This window comes from Tabrizicola sp. (assembly GCF_051645465.1).
Lineage (GTDB): Bacteria > Pseudomonadota > Alphaproteobacteria > Rhodobacterales > Rhodobacteraceae > Tabrizicola.
Window position 1 is genome coordinate 24,960 of sequence record NZ_JBOFBI010000319.1, and the last position, 16,290, is coordinate 41,249.

General features: G+C 65.1%; 11 protein-coding genes. 4 read left to right on the forward strand and 7 right to left on the reverse strand.

The annotated features are described in order from the left end of the window. Positions 1–462 precede the first annotated feature (462 nt). A complete protein-coding gene (locus ACRCSW_RS20605; RefSeq protein ID WP_438707528.1) occupies positions 463–1,137 on the reverse strand; it encodes an OmpA family protein in 675 nt (224 codons plus the stop codon). 152 nt (positions 1,138–1,289) lie between these two features. Between ACRCSW_RS20605 and ACRCSW_RS20610 the strand changes: the two genes are divergently transcribed. The 4 genes from ACRCSW_RS20610 to ACRCSW_RS20625 all read left to right on the forward strand — a co-directional run bounded on the left by ACRCSW_RS20610 (position 1,290) and on the right by ACRCSW_RS20625 (position 7,821). Beyond that, complete coding sequence (locus ACRCSW_RS20610; protein WP_438707529.1) at positions 1,290–2,045, forward strand: PP2C family protein-serine/threonine phosphatase; 756 nt, start codon at positions 1,290–1,292, stop codon at positions 2,043–2,045. A 3-nt stretch (positions 2,046–2,048) separates the two neighbouring features. After that, positions 2,049–2,936, forward strand: a complete 888-nt coding sequence (locus ACRCSW_RS20615; protein ID WP_438707530.1) for a M15 family metallopeptidase — start codon at positions 2,049–2,051, stop codon at positions 2,934–2,936. Beyond that, positions 2,933–5,422 (forward strand): ImcF-related family protein, encoded by a 2,490-nt coding sequence (locus tag ACRCSW_RS20620; RefSeq protein ID WP_438707531.1) that lies wholly within the window; start codon positions 2,933–2,935, stop codon positions 5,420–5,422. Before ACRCSW_RS20615 ends, ACRCSW_RS20620 begins: the two co-directional genes overlap by 4 nt. Positions 5,423–5,517: 95 nt before the next feature. Further along, positions 5,518–7,821 (forward strand): type VI secretion system Vgr family protein, encoded by a 2,304-nt coding sequence (locus tag ACRCSW_RS20625; protein WP_438707532.1) that lies wholly within the window; start codon positions 5,518–5,520, stop codon positions 7,819–7,821. Between the two features lie 10 nt (positions 7,822–7,831). Here the strand turns inward: ACRCSW_RS20625 and tagF are convergent, their stop codons facing one another. From tagF to tagH, 6 genes are all read right to left on the reverse strand, one after another. Next, entirely contained in the window at positions 7,832–8,380 is a 549-nt protein-coding gene (gene tagF, locus ACRCSW_RS20630; protein WP_438707533.1) for a type VI secretion system-associated protein TagF, read from the reverse strand. Beyond that, positions 8,362–11,895, reverse strand: a complete 3,534-nt coding sequence (gene tssM, locus ACRCSW_RS20635; protein WP_438707534.1) for a type VI secretion system membrane subunit TssM — start codon at positions 11,893–11,895, stop codon at positions 8,362–8,364. The genes tagF and tssM overlap by 19 nt, the downstream gene beginning before the upstream one ends. Next, positions 11,896–13,308, reverse strand: a complete 1,413-nt coding sequence (gene icmH / locus ACRCSW_RS20640) for a type IVB secretion system protein IcmH/DotU (protein ID WP_438707535.1) — start codon at positions 13,306–13,308, stop codon at positions 11,896–11,898. It lies immediately after the preceding gene. A gap of 7 nt (positions 13,309–13,315) precedes the next feature. After that, positions 13,316–14,647, reverse strand: a complete 1,332-nt coding sequence (gene tssK, locus ACRCSW_RS20645; protein ID WP_438707536.1) for a type VI secretion system baseplate subunit TssK — start codon at positions 14,645–14,647, stop codon at positions 13,316–13,318. A gap of 52 nt (positions 14,648–14,699) precedes the next feature. Continuing rightward, positions 14,700–15,164, reverse strand: a complete 465-nt coding sequence (tssJ, locus tag ACRCSW_RS20650; RefSeq protein ID WP_438707537.1) for a type VI secretion system lipoprotein TssJ — start codon at positions 15,162–15,164, stop codon at positions 14,700–14,702. After that, the coding region (gene tagH, locus ACRCSW_RS20655; RefSeq protein ID WP_438707538.1) for a type VI secretion system-associated FHA domain protein TagH at positions 15,154–16,290 on the reverse strand (1,137 nt) is incomplete at its 5' end. The genes tssJ and tagH, both read right to left, overlap by 11 nt.

Consider the following 16,290-nt stretch of genomic DNA (forward strand, 5'->3'; position numbering starts at 1 on the left):
ACTTGAACTTGCACGCAAAAGACCTGCACCAAACGGTGCGAGTCTCTGTTCGCCGTTTGGCGCGATGTGGTTTTCGACCGCAGCCCCTGGCGCCGGACGCGGCTTTGGGCCCGTTCGAAGCTGACGCGACGTTTTGAAGGGTCGGCGTTGCGATCAGGTAACGCGTGGCGAAAGCGTCGAGGCTGGCCGACGACGAGGCGCTTCCGACTATGCTTAGTGGTGCAATCCGAGATTGGAGCGTGTTTCGTAGAACGCTGGCTCTGATGATGTGACCGCCCCCCGGGCGGCATCGATGTGTCAGGGTGGGTCTGCGACTATCCACAAAGGAGGACTGTCACATCATGAGAGGAGGTCTTGGCTGCAACGGCGTGACTGCGAAAGTCTTTTCGCGAAGCTTCGCATTGAGTGGAACGAGGCCTTGATCTGATCCCGACAGGCGGCCAGGACCAGCCGCCCGGCCGTTCAGCTGAGGGCCTGGAACTCGACCCGGCGGTTCTGGTCAGAGTCGGCGTCGTAGTCTTCCAGCAGGAACCTCTCGCCAAGGCCGACCGCTTCAAGGCGATTTGCGGCTATCCCACAATCGTTGACGAAGTAACGCTGAACCTCTTCGGCCCGCAGGCGGGAAAGACGTTCGTTGTATCCGTCCGACCCGGACGCGTCGGTGTGACCGATGATCCGGAACAGCTCGATGTCGGCCATCTTCATCACATTGCAGAGCTTCTGCAGTTTCGGCTTCTGCGCTTCGTCCAAGGCCGCGCTGTCGAAGGCGAATTCGATGCGGACGTTGACCCCAAGTTCGGCGGGCATCTTCACAAGCGTTGCCGTGTCATTCGTCGACACCCTGGTTTCGGTCGGGGCTGTCGGATCGCCAGCCGGTTCGACCGTGGCGACCTCGGTTCCGGCAGTCTTGGCGGCAGCCGCGTCGTCCTTCGGGACTTCGGTCGCGATCTCGACATCGTCGGCGGTGATAAGGGTAAGGCCGCGGGTCAAGGAGGTATTGCCTTCCAGGGCCGCATTGTAAGCGTCCCGCTGGGCTACAAAAAGCTTCAGCAGTTCTTCTTCGGACAGTTCCTGGGCCGCGCCCGGAACGGGCAGAAGCGACGCGCATATTGCCAGAGATGTCAGCACGGTGCGCATATTCCAACCACCTTTCAAAAAAACGGATTCATAACTTGGCGAAGTCTAGGCTATGATGCGCTGGCATTCAATTCACACCTTTGGGTGGGCCAAGCGGTGCTGCAGCTTTCGACCGGACATTTGCGTCGCATTGTCATCCAAGCGGGCCTGCGATGAACACGCCCATCACCGTCGTTCCGGTTGGGCAGGGTTCGTTGCCGGTGGCCGTTGGTGCCGGCTTGACCAGCCGCGGAATGGTGCGGGCCCGCAATGAGGACTCCATCCTGACCGATCCGACCGGCACGCTTTGGGCGGTGGCCGACGGCATGGGCGGATATGGCAACGGCGATGTCGCCTCGGACATCGTGATCGATTGCCTGGCGCAGATTCCGGATGGCGTCGATCCCGGGTCGGCCTTGGTGGCGCGGCTGAAGGAAGCGAACGACATCGTGGTCGGCCTGCAGCGGACCCCCGGCATGGAGCGGATGGGATCGACCGTGGTGGCCGTGCTGATCAGCCGGGCGGTGGCCCATGTGGCCTGGGCCGGGGACAGCCGGGCGTATCTTCTGCGGGGCGGGCGGCTGCGGCCCCTGACGCGGGATCATTCGGTGGTGCAGGAAATGGTCGATCGCGGCGAGCTGTTGCCCGAGGAGGCCGAGAGCCACCCCGAATCGCACATGGTGACCCGCGCGGTCGGGGGCGGGCCCGACCTTGAGGTCGACCTGGTCGTTGTTCCGCTGGCAGTCGGAGATCGGCTGTTGCTGTGCAGCGACGGGTTGACGCGGTGCGTCTACGAGCAGACGCTGGAAACCCTGCTGCGGGAAGCGAAGGGGCCCGAGGAGGCCTGCCAGAAGCTTCTGCGCGAGGCGCTGGAGAGCGGGGCGCCCGACAACGTCTCGACCATCGCCGTCCTGATCCAAGAGCGCTGACCGATGCAGCCGAACAACCTTGTCGCCCCGATCATCGTTGCCATCGGCGTCGTCATCGCCGCGGTGGCCTTTGCCATGGTGACGACGCTTCTGGAATCGGCCGACAGCGGAGCCGACCTGCGGCTGACCCGGCTGGAAGAGAGCTTCGATGCCGAAGCGGCGCAGCGGGCGCGGCTGGAGGCCGAGATCGGGCAGCTGAAGGCTGACCTGGCCCGCTTGCGCGACGAGATGAGCCTCCTTGCCAACCGCGCGCCGGTGGCGCCGATACCGGATGTCGTGCCGCCCACTGACAGCGAAGTGCTGACCGCACCGGAAGACGAGCAGCATCTGCCTGAGACCGAGGCGCTGACCGAGCAGATGAAGGCGGCGCGGGAACGTTTCAACAAGGGCGTCACCCAGCCGCGCAACAAGACGATGCTGGCGCTTCTGGGCAGGCCTCGCGAGGACCTTGGCACCGATTGCCGGAACATCACCAATCCACGGCTCAAAGGCCTGGTCGAGACGCGGCAGATCGGGCCGCTTAAGACGACGATGCTGAAGCCCGCGCTGGACAGCCTGGAGCGGATCCTGGCCAAACTGAAGGCGGATGAGCCCGACATCTATGCCAAGCTCGGCACGGCTGGCGCGCTGTGCGTGCGGCTGATCCGGGGGTCGAATTCGGCGGTCTCGAACCACTCGTTCGGGACGGCCATCGACATCACGTTGCAGGGCGAGCTCGACCCGTTTGCCGATGGCACCATGCAGATTGGTCTGGTGATCCTGGCGGAGCATTTCAACGAGGAAGGCTGGTACTGGGGCGGGGGCTACAACCGCGAGGACGGGATGCATTTCGAGGTGGGCGAAGAGACCCTGCGGAAATGGGTCGAGGACGGGCTGATTCCGTCCCAATGAGCGCCGGTCCGAACAGCCCGCGCACGGTGCTGCCGCCAAAGCGCGGGGCGCAGAAGACCTTGCCGGAGGTCTATGAGCAGGCGGCGGGCCCCGTCCTGCGCATGGCCGAGCAGCTGGCGACGATCCGGGGCGTCGATACGCAGGTCCTGGTGCAGCGCGGGGCCGAGGCGCTTGACCGGTTCAATGGCGATCTGCAGCGGGCCGGGGTCCCGCCTTCGACGGTTCAGCCTGCGCGCTATGCCTTGGGGCTGCTGCTTGACCAGAAGGCACGGGCGAATCGCGGGGTCGATGTTCTGGTCTGGTCCACGGGCGCGCATCGCCTCCTGTTTGACGGGCGCGATATCGCCCCGTCCAATCTGCGCGAGTTCATCCGGAAGGCGGCCGACGCAGGTCCGGCTTTCGAGGGCGTCCGGCTGTTCATGGAGCGGCGCCTGGGTGACATCGAGGGCGGCCGCACCAGGTTCAAGCGCGATCTTGGGGCGGGCTGGACCGGGATCACGCTGGTTCTGGTGGCGGCCTTCGCCCTGCTGGTGGCGGGGTGGGCCGGGTTTGTCGAGTGGCGGTTTCACCGCGATCTGTCACAGCTGTTCGAGGCCGAGGCGCTTTCGATCGGGCTGGACCGCGAAGCCGTGATGTCGGACCTGCCGCAGCGCCTTGCTCGGCTGGGGCAGGCGGCCGAAGGCGTACATCGGGCGGCGGAGAAGGCACCGCTCCGGCTTTTCGCCGGGCCGCTTGGCTTTGACGCGGCGGTCAAGGCGGATGCGGTCTACGATGCGGCGGCGCAGCTGCATTTGCCGGGGGCCCTGGTGCGGGCCATGGACATCGCCCTGGCCAGCGAAGGCGAAAGCCTGCCGCTTTACGACACGCTTCGGGCATGGTCGATCCTGTCGGGGCAAGCGGATTGGTCGACCGCCTATCTTGCGGGCTGGCTGACGGACCGTGCAGCACTTCTGCCCGATCTGCAGCCTCTGGTTCCACATATCGCGCGGCTGCGGCCGCCAGATTCTTCCGTGCTGCAGCCTGATGCCGAGCTTTTGGCCCAAGCCCGCGACTTTGCGACCCAGGCCAGCGAAGGGGCGCGGGCCTATCTGGAACTGAAACGCTCGGACCGGGCGGCCGGTCTTTCTCCATGGCGGTCCGACACCGCAGTGCCTGGTCTTTCGGTTGTGCTGCAGCGCCGGTCGGGGATCGGGATGGAGCAGCCGATTGCCGGGCTTTATACGCAGGCCGGCTGGGACTATGCCCGTGACATCGGTGCGGGCCTGGCCGTGCAGACGACACGGGCGGAAGCCGCGCGGCTTTTCGCCGAACCGCCTGCAACCGCCAATGACGGGCCGGATCAGGTGATGGACATCCTGCAGCGCGAGACGCTGGCGGTCTGGAAAGCCTTCCTTTCGGATGTCCAGGTCAGGCCGTTTTCCGACCCGGCGCAGGCGGTGCTGGTCTCGGGGCGGCTTGCGGCACAGGATTCGCCGCTTGCAGCGCTTTTTCCGGAAGTCTGGGCCCAGGTCGGAGGGCTTGACCGCAACCGTCCGCATGCGTTGCAGTTGCGGATCGCGTCAGAGTTTGCCGCCCTTATCCAGTACTCCGAAGACGGCCGGATGGACGCGATTGCCGACGTTTTCGCGGCGCTGAACGTGGCCCTGGGTGCAATGGACAAGGACGAGCCGCGGGGTATGCAGCGGCTGATGTCGGCGCAGGGCAAAGGGGCGACACTGGCAGCGCTGCGGACTGCGCCACCGGTGGTGGTGCAGATCGTCGAGGATGTGCTGGTGCAGACGAGCGCCGCCCAGGCCGACCCGCTGAGCAATCCGCTGACCAAGGCCTGGCAAGCCGAGGTTCTGACGCTTTGCAAACAGACGATGGACGGTCGCTTTCCATTTGCCGAAGGACCGGATGCGAGTCTTGGCGAAGTTGCAGCACTTCTGGGCCCCGGCGGCGCGATCGACCGATTCTACCGGACCCAGGCCGAGCGCTTCATCGACACGACCAGCAACCCCTGGCGCTGGAAGCCGGACGCGCGCTTTGCGGGGCTTGACCCGAAGAGCGCCGAGTTTCTGCAGAGCTCGCAAGCCATTGCTGCGGGGTTCTTCGGCACCGGCGGACAGTTCGGAACCGAGCTTACGCTTGCGGCCCTGGCCGAGCGTGGCAAAGCCTTCGTGGCGGTGGGAGGGGCGGGGGGGCCGGTCGAGACCACAGTCGAACCGCTTGCCCTGTCGTGGCCAGGATCCAATCCCGCGGCGGGGGCCGAGGTGCGGTTCACCACCTCGGAAGGGACTGCAGTTATCGCCCAGCCCGGCGAATGGGGGCTTTTCCGGATTCTCGATGGGCTGCGGTTGCGGGAACGGGACGGCGGGAAACGGTTCCTTGTCGATCTGCGGTCTGGCGGAGCGCGGCTTTTCGTGGAAGTCCAGTTCCAGGCGGAAGCGAATCCGGTGTCGCGGTGGCGGCTGCTTAGGGGTCTGGCTTGTCCTACGGCGTTGTGAAACCTTTTCGGCGCCAAGTGCCGGAATTTCGGATAGACTGAGTCCGCATTGACCAAGACGTGATTTGAAGGCGCTTTCAGACAGGAGACATCAGCATGGCTGACGGACGCGACATCACAGTCAGCACGGCGTTGGGCGACAAGCTGCTCTTCGCGCAAATGGAAGGTTTTGATGAGATCAGTCAGTGCTACCGCTACGAAACGGGGCTGATCAGCAAGGACATCAACCTTAAGGCGGAAGACATTCTGGGCACCCCGGTGACGATCACCGTTCGGGCCGGGGAGGCAAAGCGGTACTTCCACGGCATCGTGGCGGAATTCGCGTTTCACGAGTACCGCGAGGACTATGCCCACTACCGCGCGGTTCTGCGCCCCTGGCTGTGGTTTCTGACCAACCGCAGCGACAACCGGATATTCCAGAAGAAGAGCGTCGTCGAGATCATCGAGGAAGTCTTCAAGCCGCATGCAAACGTCAAGGTCGAGAAGCGGCTGAAGAAGTCCTACCCGCCGCGCGAATACTGTGTGCAGTACCGTGAGACCGATCTGGACTTTGTGCAGCGGCTTATGGAGCACGAAGGGATATTCTACCACTTCGACCACGCCGACGGCGAGCACACGCTGGTTCTGTCCGACGCCAATTCGTCGGTCAAGGATGCCGAAGGCTTCGGCACGATCAAGTTTCGGGGCGAGGCCGGCAACGTCATCGGACAGGATGACGTGATCACGTCGTTGCTGCCGCGCAGCTCGGTCAGGTCGGGAACCTATGTCCACACCGACTATGACTTCAAGAAGCCCCCGACCGATCTTATGACCAAGTCCGATGACCCGAAGCCGCATGAGCTTGCGGCCGGAGAGCAGTATCACTACCCCGGCGACTACATCGAGATCGGCCAGGGCGAACCGCTGGCCGCGATCCGCCTTCAAGAGGCGCAGGCGCCGCATGTCCGGGTGGATGCGACCGGAAACGTCCGGGGGCTTTGGTCGGGCGTAAGCTTCCAGCTTGAGGAGTTCGAGCGGGCTGCGGACAACCAGAAATATCTGGTGCTGCGGTCGGACTATGAGATGTGGGACGACCAGTACCGGGCGGGCATGCAGCGCGAGGGCGAAGGGTTCGGCGTCAGGCTGAAGCTGCAGCCGCTGAGCCTGACCTTCCGACCCGAACGCCGCACTCCGAAACCCCTGATGTCAGGACCGCAAACGGCGGTCGTGGTCGGGCCTTCGGGCGAGGAGATCTTCACGGACGAATACGCCCGGGTGAAAGTCCAGTTCCACTGGGACCGGCTGGGAGGCAAGGACGAGAACTCGAGCTGCTTCGTGCGGGTCAGTTCGGTCTGGGCCGGGTCGGGCTGGGGTTTCATCCAGATTCCGCGGATCGGCCAGGAAGTGATCGTGGATTTCCTGGAAGGCAATCCGGATATGCCGATCATTACCGGCCGGGTCTACAATGCGTCGCAGATGCCGCCTTACGGGCTGCCGGCGAATGCCACGCAGTCGGGGTGGAAGTCGAACTCGTCGCCCGGCGGCGGCGGCTGGAACGAGCTGCGGTTCGAGGACAAGGCGGGGTCTGAGGAAGTCTACTTCCAGGCGCAGAAAGACCACAACGAGCTGATCAAGAACAACGAAAGCCGCACAGTTGGCAACGACTTCGCGGAAGATGTGGGCCATGACGCGAAGCAGGACATCGGCAATAACCGGACCGAGACCGTGGGCAACGACAAGTCGGTCAAGGTCGGGCATGACCGGACGGTCGGCATTGGCAACAACGACACCGAGACTGTGGGTGTCGACCGGTCGCTGACGGTTGGCAGCAACGAGACGATCAGTGTCGGGTCGAACTCGACCGAGACTATCGGGTTGAACCACACGCAGACTGTGGCGGTTGCGCAGACGATCACCGTAGGTGCCGCGCGGGTGGATTCCGTCGGGGCGACAGAGACGCGCTCGGTCGGGGCCGCGCAGACGAACACCATCGGCGCGACCCGGGCAGTGACGGTCGGGGCGAGCCAGTCGCATTCGATCGGGTCCGACGACAGCTGGACGATCGGCAGCAATCGCGGCGTGACCGTGGCCGGAAACGAGACGATGTCGGTGGGTGGCAATCAGTCTGAAACGGTGTCGGGCGATGTTGCGCTGAAGATCGCGAAGGGCCGGGCCACGGACATCACGAATGCTGAAATGGTGAATGTCGGCAAGGACATGGGGGTCAAGGTCGGCAAGAAGTTCGTGCTGGATGTGACCGACGAAATCACGCTGAAATGCGGTGATGCGCAGGTCACGATGAAGAAAGACGGCACGATCACCATCAAGGGCAAGGACATCAGCCTGACCGCCTCGGGCAAGATCAACGCGAAGGCGGACGGAAACATCACGATGAAGGGCGCGAAGATCAACCAGAACTGACCGGCGGCCGCTAGGCTTGCGCGGCGGCCAAAAGGCGGCGAAGCGCGTCGTCTGGATTGTCCGGGCTGGTGGCGAGCGGCGATTGGCCCCTGGTCCAAAGATGCATCGGGCCGGATGCCGGACCTTCGGGCGCAGGCATCGGCAGCGAGTCGAGGGCCTGCCAAAGATCATCGGGCAGCGGCGCCGGGGCATCGGGAGACAACAGCGACAAGGCTTCGTCGCACCAGTTGTCGATCGCCTGCCGGTCAAGCGTGCCCTTTGCGATCAGCATGATCGAGAGCGGAAAGGCGCGGCCGACGCTGTCCTGGCTTGGCAGGATCACCCCGGCCGCAGTCCGGCCACCGGATGCAAGCATGAACCGCAGGCCGCCGGTTGGAAAGGCGAGCCCCTCTCGCTGCAACGGCGCGACTTCGCGTGTCAGCCAGACGTCCCAGTTTCGGCGAAAAGCCTCGGGCAGGCCGCGTGTCACGAAATCGCCGGTCGAGGGGAGCTTGCCGAAAAAGCCGGCGACGGGGCGGGTGTCCTCAGAGTCGGCCCCGGTTAGAACTTCTGAGGGCATTTGAAGTTGCCGAACATCTTCAGATTGAAGGGGTTGTCGACCGAGGCGGCGCGGAGCTCGAAGTCTGCTGAAAAGCCGCTGAGCGAGAGGCTTAGCTTGAAGACCTCGGGGAGATCGGTGCCGGTCAGTCTGCCTTCGCGGATCAGCCGCAGCCAGGCCCAGGACCCGGTCTCGGAGGTCAGGACCTCGCCCGTGCCATCGGCGGGCTGAAATGAGAGTGAAATGAGATTCGTTCCGTCCGGGCCGGGCCAGGTCATCGGCATCGGGCGGGTGGCGGCGTTGAGGTAGGTCAGGGGCTGGCCATCGACGTTCAGCGTAACGCTCGCGGCGTTCGGCGACAGGTCCTTGGCTTCAAGAGTGAACGCCATGACCGGCCCCGCACCGCCAGGGAAAAGGCCGTCGCGGATCGAACGGGCGCGTTCAAAGGGTGCAAGCAGGCTGCCATCCAGCCCGAAGTCGGCCCGCCAGGCCCAGGGCTTCACCGTCGTGTCGATGTACGGAAGGAGGTTGTCGGTGACGAACTTGTCGATCCGGGCGCCGGGGGCGAAAAGCTCGCGGAAGTCGGCGACGTTTACGTCGATGGCAGCGCTTTCGTCGAAGGGATAGCGCCCCTCGGTGGCCTTGATGCAGAAGTCATAGACATCGGCCCGCCAGCGGTCGTTAAGCTGGCTGATGACGGCGTCGCGGGTGACGGCGATCGTGTCGCCCGCAATGCCAGCGACCCAGTCGTCCAGCGGGTCGGGAAGGGATTTCGCGGCGTTGGCGACCGCGCCTGTCAGTTCGGCAAGGCCGCCGCGGGCAAGAAGCGTTGCCTCGGGGTCAGGCGAATTCATCGCGCTGGCAAGCTCTTTCGCAAGACCGTCGAGCTGCAGGCCGACATCGTCAAGAAGCGGCGGCTGGCCGTCCACTTCCTCGACTGCGGCTTTCAGTGGAGCGAAATGCAAAGCGACGTCGCTGCCGGGGGGCGGGCCGTCCTCGGCGCCACCTGTCGAGGTTGCAACTTTGCTGCCCGCCTTCAACAGCTTCCCGACCTTGCCGAGCTTCGAGGTGGCCTTGGAGACCAGGCCGTCTGGCACAGCGCCTTCCTCTTCGGGGATGACGCGGGTCAGGTCGACCTCATCCACCACGGCGCGGACAAGGCGGCGCAAGGTGCTGTCGGGGCTGGCCAGGTCTTTCATGTTGACGGTGGCGATCTGCAGGTCGGTGACCGGGGCAAGACGGATGTCGCGCAGGAAACCATTCCACTGGGCGATGAAGTCGTCCTGGTAGAGCTTGAGGATGTCGGCCTCGAGCGTGGCGACTGAGGCATCGGAGCTTTCGGCGCAGCCCCCTGCGAAAACGGCCTGGTCAAGGGCTGCAGTGGCCGCGACATCCGGGATCAGGGGCAGGATCACGGTGTGAAAGCCGTCATAGGTGAACGCGCCAGGAACGCCGACGCGCAGGGTCTTTTCCGAGATCCGGGTCAGGACGCGCGTGGCGTTGGGACCGGCCTTTTCAGCGGGAGTCCATTCGGGAAGCGCGGTGACGGTGGGGTCGGATTTCAGCGCGCTATACGCGCGGGCGGCAAGAGGAATGGTGCAGATCGACTGCAGGGCCGACTGCACAAGCGCGTTGTCCGGTGCGATCTTCTGTTCTTCCGATCCCATCCGGTCGATGGCGGCAAGCTGGTGTTCCAGTGCGGCCTGGGTGGCGAAGGGGTCGATCGTGGAGTGAAGCGGAAGCTGTTCTTGCCACCACTGGGCGGCAAACTCGCGGTCATAGGGGGCAAGCCCGGTCATCATGTAGTAGACCTTGAGCGCGCCAAGCAGATACTCGGGGTCGCGAATCTGTCGCCACATCGTGGCTTCCAGCATCGCAACCATCCGCGGTTCCAGGATATTGCGCAGACTGCGGTCATAGGCGATGCGTTGCGCCTCGGCGAGCTCGGGGCGGGCAGAGGGGCCGATGACGGTAAGCGCAGAGGCCGGAACCTCGGTCACCGCGGCCTTCACCTCGGTCACGCCTTCCAGCGCAAGTTCCAGATCAAGCGGATCGGTCGGGGCCTGGCGGGCGGCGACATTGGCAAGACGGCCGGAGAGGTCGGCCAAGAGGCGTTCCTGATCGTCGATGCCACCGGAGTAGCGCAGGAAGCTGAAGAGAAAGAGAAGGCCCGCAACAAGCGACACCAGGGATGCCCCGGCGAGCGAGCCGCGCCAGAGCCATTTCCGGCGTTCTTCGGCGGCCGCGTCGAAGGTGCCCAGGCCTGCCTCGGGGAAGACGAGGTCGGTCAGCATGTTGCGCAGGAAATACGACCGCTTTTCGCCATAGGGGCGGCGTGCCGGGGGGTTGGCGGACAGACCGAACGAGCCCGCCATTTCGCCCACCAGACGGTCAATGGGCGAGCCTTCCTGCGTGGCCGAGGTGAAGTAGAAGCCGCGGAGCCAGGGGCTTTCTTCGTAGCGGCTTTCCCCGAAGACCGTGTCGATCAGCAGCTTCAGCGGCGCGTCCAGCCGTTCGACCTGCGAGGGGAAGCGGAAGACTTCGGCCCGCTGGTCAAGGGCCACATCCTCGGCCATGCGGCTGACGAGGCGGGTTTCCAGCTGCGAAAGCAGAGCCTTCGTTTCGCGCTCGACGGTCGTGCGGTCGATGCGGGCGTCGGTGGGCAGCGTAGCCCCCCAGACCTGCTCGCGCTCTTTGGTCGTCAGGGCCCCGAAGAAAGCTTCGAAGCCCGGCACCAGATCGACCTTGGTGATCATCAGGTAGACGGGAAGCTGGATCTGCAGGCGTTCCCGCAGTTCGGCAAGCCGCTTGCGGATTTCGCGCCCATGGTCGCGGACGGCGGCTTCTCCGGCGAAGAGCTCTTTCAGCGAAAGCGTAAGGATCACGCCGTTCAGGGCGCGGCGTCCGCGGTGCTTCTTCAGCATGTCGAGAAAGCCCAGCCATTCGGCCGAGTCGACTTCCGGGTCGCTTTTCTGCTGGACATAGCGGCCGGCGGTATCGACCAGAACAGCGTCTTCGGTGAAGAACCAGTCGCAGTTGCGGGTACCGCCGACGCCCTTCAGGTCATCGGCAAGGTCGATTGGGAAATGCAGCCCGGACTGGCGGAGCGCCGTGGTCTTGCCGCTGCCGGGGGGGCCGATGATGACGTACCAGGGCATGTCGCGCAGGAACTTCTTGCCGCCAAGCTTGGACCGCTTCATCTCGGACAGGATGGTCGAGAATTTGGTGTTGATCTCGGCCACACTCGCGTCGCCCGGGCGTGGTGCCTCGCGCTTTTCGGGGGTGGCGAGCTCGGTGACGAAAAGCTGGTTCTTCTTTGCGGCCCGCAACTGCGCGAGGAGGAGCGAGAAGAGCCAGAGGACGAGGATCACCGCGATGACGATCATGCGGACCAGTTCGTCCGCGAGCGGGGTCATGGTGCCGACCGAGACGAGCGGGCCGAACAGCCAGATCAGCGCGCAGAGCAGGACGATGCCGATGAACGTCCAGAGACGGCGGGAAAACAGGAAGCGGAAGATGGCCTTGAGGATTTTCATCTAGAGCTTCTTCTCGATCTTGATCTCGATGCGGCGGTTTTCGGCGCGCCCTGCCTTGGTCCCGTTGTCGCCAACCGGTTCGCTGTCGGCGCGGCCTTCGGCGGCGATCAGGTCGGGGGGTACCCCTGCCGCGATCAGAAGGTCGGCGATTGTCTTGGCCCGCGCTTCGGACAGGCCCTGGTTGGAGGCGAATGGGTTCGAGGCCTGGACGGGAACCGAGTCGGTGTGGCCGACGACTGTGACTTTCCCGACGAAATCGATGTTTTCCTTGATGCACTCGGCCACCGCATCGACCAGCGGGCCGTAGACCTTGTTGATGTCAGCCTTTGCCGAGCGGAACACCTCGGGGTTGCTGCCGCGCAGCGTCAGGAAAGCAAGGCCCACCTCGTCGCGTCCGCTAAGGGCTGACGCGGTGTCGGCCGGGGCCTTTGCGGTGCAGGCGGGGACAAGCTCTAGAATAACGGGTTCAAGCACGACGTCAGGGGCGGGCGCTTCCGCATTCGACCGGATGGGGCGGAAGATTTCGGCCCGTTCGGGCGGGGGAAGCAATCGGGCCAGGGCGTAAAGCTGGGTCGCTTTGCTCGAGAGCTGCATGCCAAGGCCTATGTAGGTGGCGGTGATCACGGCCACGGCGGCAAGGGCGATGGTCCAAAGCGGAATGGCGAAGCGGGGCTTTTCATCGGGCGCCGTGACGCCCTGCCAGTGTGGCGAAAGCTCGGCCGTCTCGGCTTCGGGGTTGCGGATGGCGCGGGCGATGGCGGAACGGAGCGCAAGAAGGGCGCTGTCGCCAGTGCGGCCCTCGACGCGGTGTTTGCCGCGGAAGCCAAGGTTCAGGCAGTGAAAGCCAAGCTCGAGAATCTCGGGATCGCGGTTGGGGTAGCGGAGCAGCTCTTCCAGCCGCTCGAAGAATTTGGTGCCCGCGTCGACCTCGCCCGAAAGGCCGACGACCAGGGGTTGGCGGGGCCACGAGGAATGCCCGCCCCAGGGCGTGTTCAGGGCGATGTCATCGAGAAGTGCGGCCACGAACCACGCGGCCTGATTGGCCCGGGTCATCGGCACGCCCATGCCGATGGATGCATCGCGCGCATCGATCAGGCTTTCCTGAAGCCTAAGACGCAGCGCCTCGGCATTGCCGGGGGGCATGGCCTGCTCAAGCTCGGGTGCAAGCTCGAGAAGCGAAGAGAAGGCGACGATCAGCGGGTTGGCATGGGCACGGGTCAGGCGCGGCTTTGGTCCGCGACCGCCTTGCGGCGGATAGTCGGGCTGCGGGCTGCCATAGCCGGATGCCGGTGAAGTATTGGCCCCGAAGGTCGGGCGCTGCGGAGTGGTAGCGGGCTGATTGGATTTGACCGGTCGGATGCGGGTGCGTCCCGCATCGTTCGAAAGACCAAAGGGGTCGTCCTGGTCGCTCATGACCCGTTCACCTGTTCACGGCGTAGCAGTCGATTTCCGGCTCGCGGTCCAGCACGCCCGAGACACCGATCACGAAGCCTGGCGCATCGGTCAGCTGGGCGAAGTGCTCGGACTTCTGATCAAGCTCGAGACAGAGCCTTTCGCCATCATAGGGTATCTCGCGCGGTTGGGAATGCAGGGGTTTCAACGCGATGCCGGGCAGGCGGGATTTCCACAGCTTTTCGAACGCATCCGCCGCCCCGACCGTGGCCTGGCTGACGAAGATCCGCCGCAGGCTTTCGTCTGACATGTCCGATCCGATCCGCAGCACGATCCGGCTGGATTTCAGAATGTCGGGGTTGTCGATCCGGACCTTCCAGATGTTCTGGGCATGGCGGGCGACAAGCAGGGCGCGGCATTTCGGTTCTATGTGCCGAAGCGACAGCATCAGGGACCGTAGCGTATCGGCCAGAGCCGCGAACGCCGGTTGCGGGTCGAGATGGTCATAGGTCGGCAGCTCGGACAGGCGGCGCGAAGACGAGCCATAGGTTGCCATCCGGCCCGCAAGACCGGCCAGTTCCATGAAGAACTCGGACGGATGGTGCAGATTTTGCGCCAGCATGTGCGAGACGCGGGGCCTCGCGGTATTGGCAAGCTCCATCAGCAGGAGGTTTTCGATGGACTTGCCGGCGCCGCCAAGGACAAGCTTGCCATGCGCTTCGCCAATGCGGTCGAGGCCGGTCACGACTTCCTGGGCGAGGCCCGCGTACCAGGGCACCGCCTGGAGGCAAAGCGCCGGGGCAAGATAGCCTTCCGCCAGGGCGACCGAGCCATCGGCGCGCAGCCCTTCGACGCGCGCGACGGGCAAGCTGACATAACCGGCGGTATCTTCGCCCGGCAGGATAAGCCGGGCGGCAAGGCGGGCGACTTCCAGCTCTTCCGGCTCGGCCCCGCCACGAACGGCATCACGGACGGTCTGGATCACGCCCCGGTAGCGCGAACCCGCGGGATCGGCATGGGCCGGGTCGATGGTCGCCGTACCGGGCCTTTCGATCGGGATCGCCAGACTGACCAGGCCCGACATGTCCGAACGGATTGCGACCGGGGCAGGGGCAGACGTCGTTTCGGGGATCGAGAAGGGAGTGCCGTCCGGGAAAATACCCGCGCCGGCGGCGATGGCCAGACGGCCCGCGTCAAGGGCGGCCTTGTCGAGTGTCAGTGCGCGGAAGCCAAAGCCATGCATCGGAGCGGCCTGGAGCGCGCCCCGCACCAGGCCCTCGATATAGCGATCCTGTTGCTGCAGGTGCTGGCTGCGCAGGAAAAGCCCTTCGGACCAGACCACCTTGTTGCTGTCACTCATCGCTTTTCCTGCCCTGTTCCAACCCGATCATGGTCCGCCGTGGCGCAGCGGATCACATGGGGGTCAGCTTGATCCCGCCTGCGGTCACGTCAAGCTTGAAGGTGACCGAGTCGGTCGGCGAGACCGAAGACTTGGCGCGGAACTGTTTGCCCGCCGGATCGCGGAAGCCAGCCACGATGGCCAGGATGGCTGTGGACGGATCGAGCGAGATGGTCTTGGTCACGCTGGCACCGGCCGTCAGCGCGATCGTGTCGGCCTTGACCAGATCGGCCCCAAGTGCGCCGGAAGGGTTTTGCAGGGCAAAGAAATCGGCACCGTCGAACGCTCCGGCCCCTCTCAGCTGCAGGACCTGCAGGGTCAGCGGGCGGTCGGCCCCATCCGGACCGGGGTTCATGCCCGCAGCCCCCTGCGCCACAATCGTCACGGCACCGGGGCCTGCTGGCGCGCAGGCCACAAGCACAAGTGCGCCGCTGCCGATCAAAAAGGCACGGCGCGGAAATCCAGTTTCATTTGTCATCGGTCTTCTCCCTGTTGCCTTCATATGCGTCTCTGAAATCCGCCCCGACTTCGCCCAGGAACCGGTCTTCGGCGGCGCGGGCAATGTCCTTGTAGCGGTCGGTGTAAAGCCGCCAAAGCTTGGCGCTGCGCCCGCCTGCCAGCAAGGCCTCGATCATGCCCATCTCGACAAGATCGCGTTCGATGGCCTCGGGGTCGAAGCGGTCGATCATGCGGCGGAGCGCAGACTGGATCGCGACCCATGAGCGGAGCTGGTGGTCGGCCAGATCGCGGAAGGCCCCGTTGATCGCGTCGTCCGGCGCGAGGTAGCCTGCACCGCGGGGGGCGATCAGGGCCGACACCGCCTCTTGGGTCGAGGCGAGGAACTTGAGCGGGTTGACGTCGGTGTTGCTGATGACGGTCTGAGCCACGCGGGCGTTCTGCTTTTCCTTCGCGCGGGTCCGGAGCATCAGCATCAGACCTTCGACGAGGAGCCGGAAACGCTGACCCAGAGCCTCCATTTCCTCGGTCGCGCTGGCGGCGGCTGCAGCGGCGGGATCGAGCCCGAGACCGCGATAGAAGGCCTCACGCAGTGCGAGGTCCGAGGGCGCTGCGGCTGGAGGCGGCGGTTCGGGGTGGGGTGGGGCTGCAGCCACCGGGCCGGGTGTCGTGCCGGGCCGCTGACGGGTGCGGTTTTCTTCCTCGATGACGGGAGGCGCCGTCCTGACCTCGGGTGCCGGTTCGGGCGGTGGATCGGGGGTTGTCGGCGCCGGGGGCACTGGGTCTGCCGGGCCGGTGCTGGCGGGCAGCCCCCACCAGTCATCCCCCTCGGGTGTCGCCAGCGGCGTTTCCGGCCTGGCTGCGCGGGGCGGCTCGGGGGGTCGTGCCACAGCCGGTTCGTCGAAAAAGGACCCGAAACCGAAATCGTCCGCGCGGGCCGGGATGGGCTCGGGCACGCTTCCCGACGGTCGTGCGGTGACGGAACGGTCAAGGCTGAAGGGATCGTCGAACAGCGGAGGCGGCGGGGCCCGGCCTGGGGTCTGGTCGTGGCGGCGGGCGTCGGTGGCGCCCGTCTCGAAGGGTTGCGGCAGACCGTCGGGGCGACGGACGGGCGGGGGGGGCGTGATCGGCTGAGAGAAGAAATCGTC

Coding starts and splice junctions, on each gene's coding strand:
- tagF (WP_438707533.1), bottom strand. CDS start 8,380: ATGCCCTCAGAAGTTCTAACCGGGGCCGACTCTGAGGACACCCGCCCC.
- icmH (WP_438707535.1), bottom strand. CDS start 13,308: ATGAGCGACCAGGACGACCCCTTTGGTCTTTCGAACGATGCGGGACGC.
- ACRCSW_RS20615 (WP_438707530.1), top strand. CDS start 2,049: ATGCAGCCGAACAACCTTGTCGCCCCGATCATCGTTGCCATCGGCGTC.
- ACRCSW_RS20625 (WP_438707532.1), top strand. CDS start 5,518: ATGGCTGACGGACGCGACATCACAGTCAGCACGGCGTTGGGCGACAAG.
- ACRCSW_RS20610 (WP_438707529.1), top strand. CDS start 1,290: ATGAACACGCCCATCACCGTCGTTCCGGTTGGGCAGGGTTCGTTGCCG.
- tssM (WP_438707534.1), bottom strand. CDS start 11,895: ATGAAAATCCTCAAGGCCATCTTCCGCTTCCTGTTTTCCCGCCGTCTC.
- tssJ (WP_438707537.1), bottom strand. CDS start 15,164: ATGACAAATGAAACTGGATTTCCGCGCCGTGCCTTTTTGATCGGCAGC.
- ACRCSW_RS20620 (WP_438707531.1), top strand. CDS start 2,933: ATGAGCGCCGGTCCGAACAGCCCGCGCACGGTGCTGCCGCCAAAGCGC.
- ACRCSW_RS20605 (WP_438707528.1), bottom strand. CDS start 1,137: ATGCGCACCGTGCTGACATCTCTGGCAATATGCGCGTCGCTTCTGCCC.
- tssK (WP_438707536.1), bottom strand. CDS start 14,647: ATGAGTGACAGCAACAAGGTGGTCTGGTCCGAAGGGCTTTTCCTGCGC.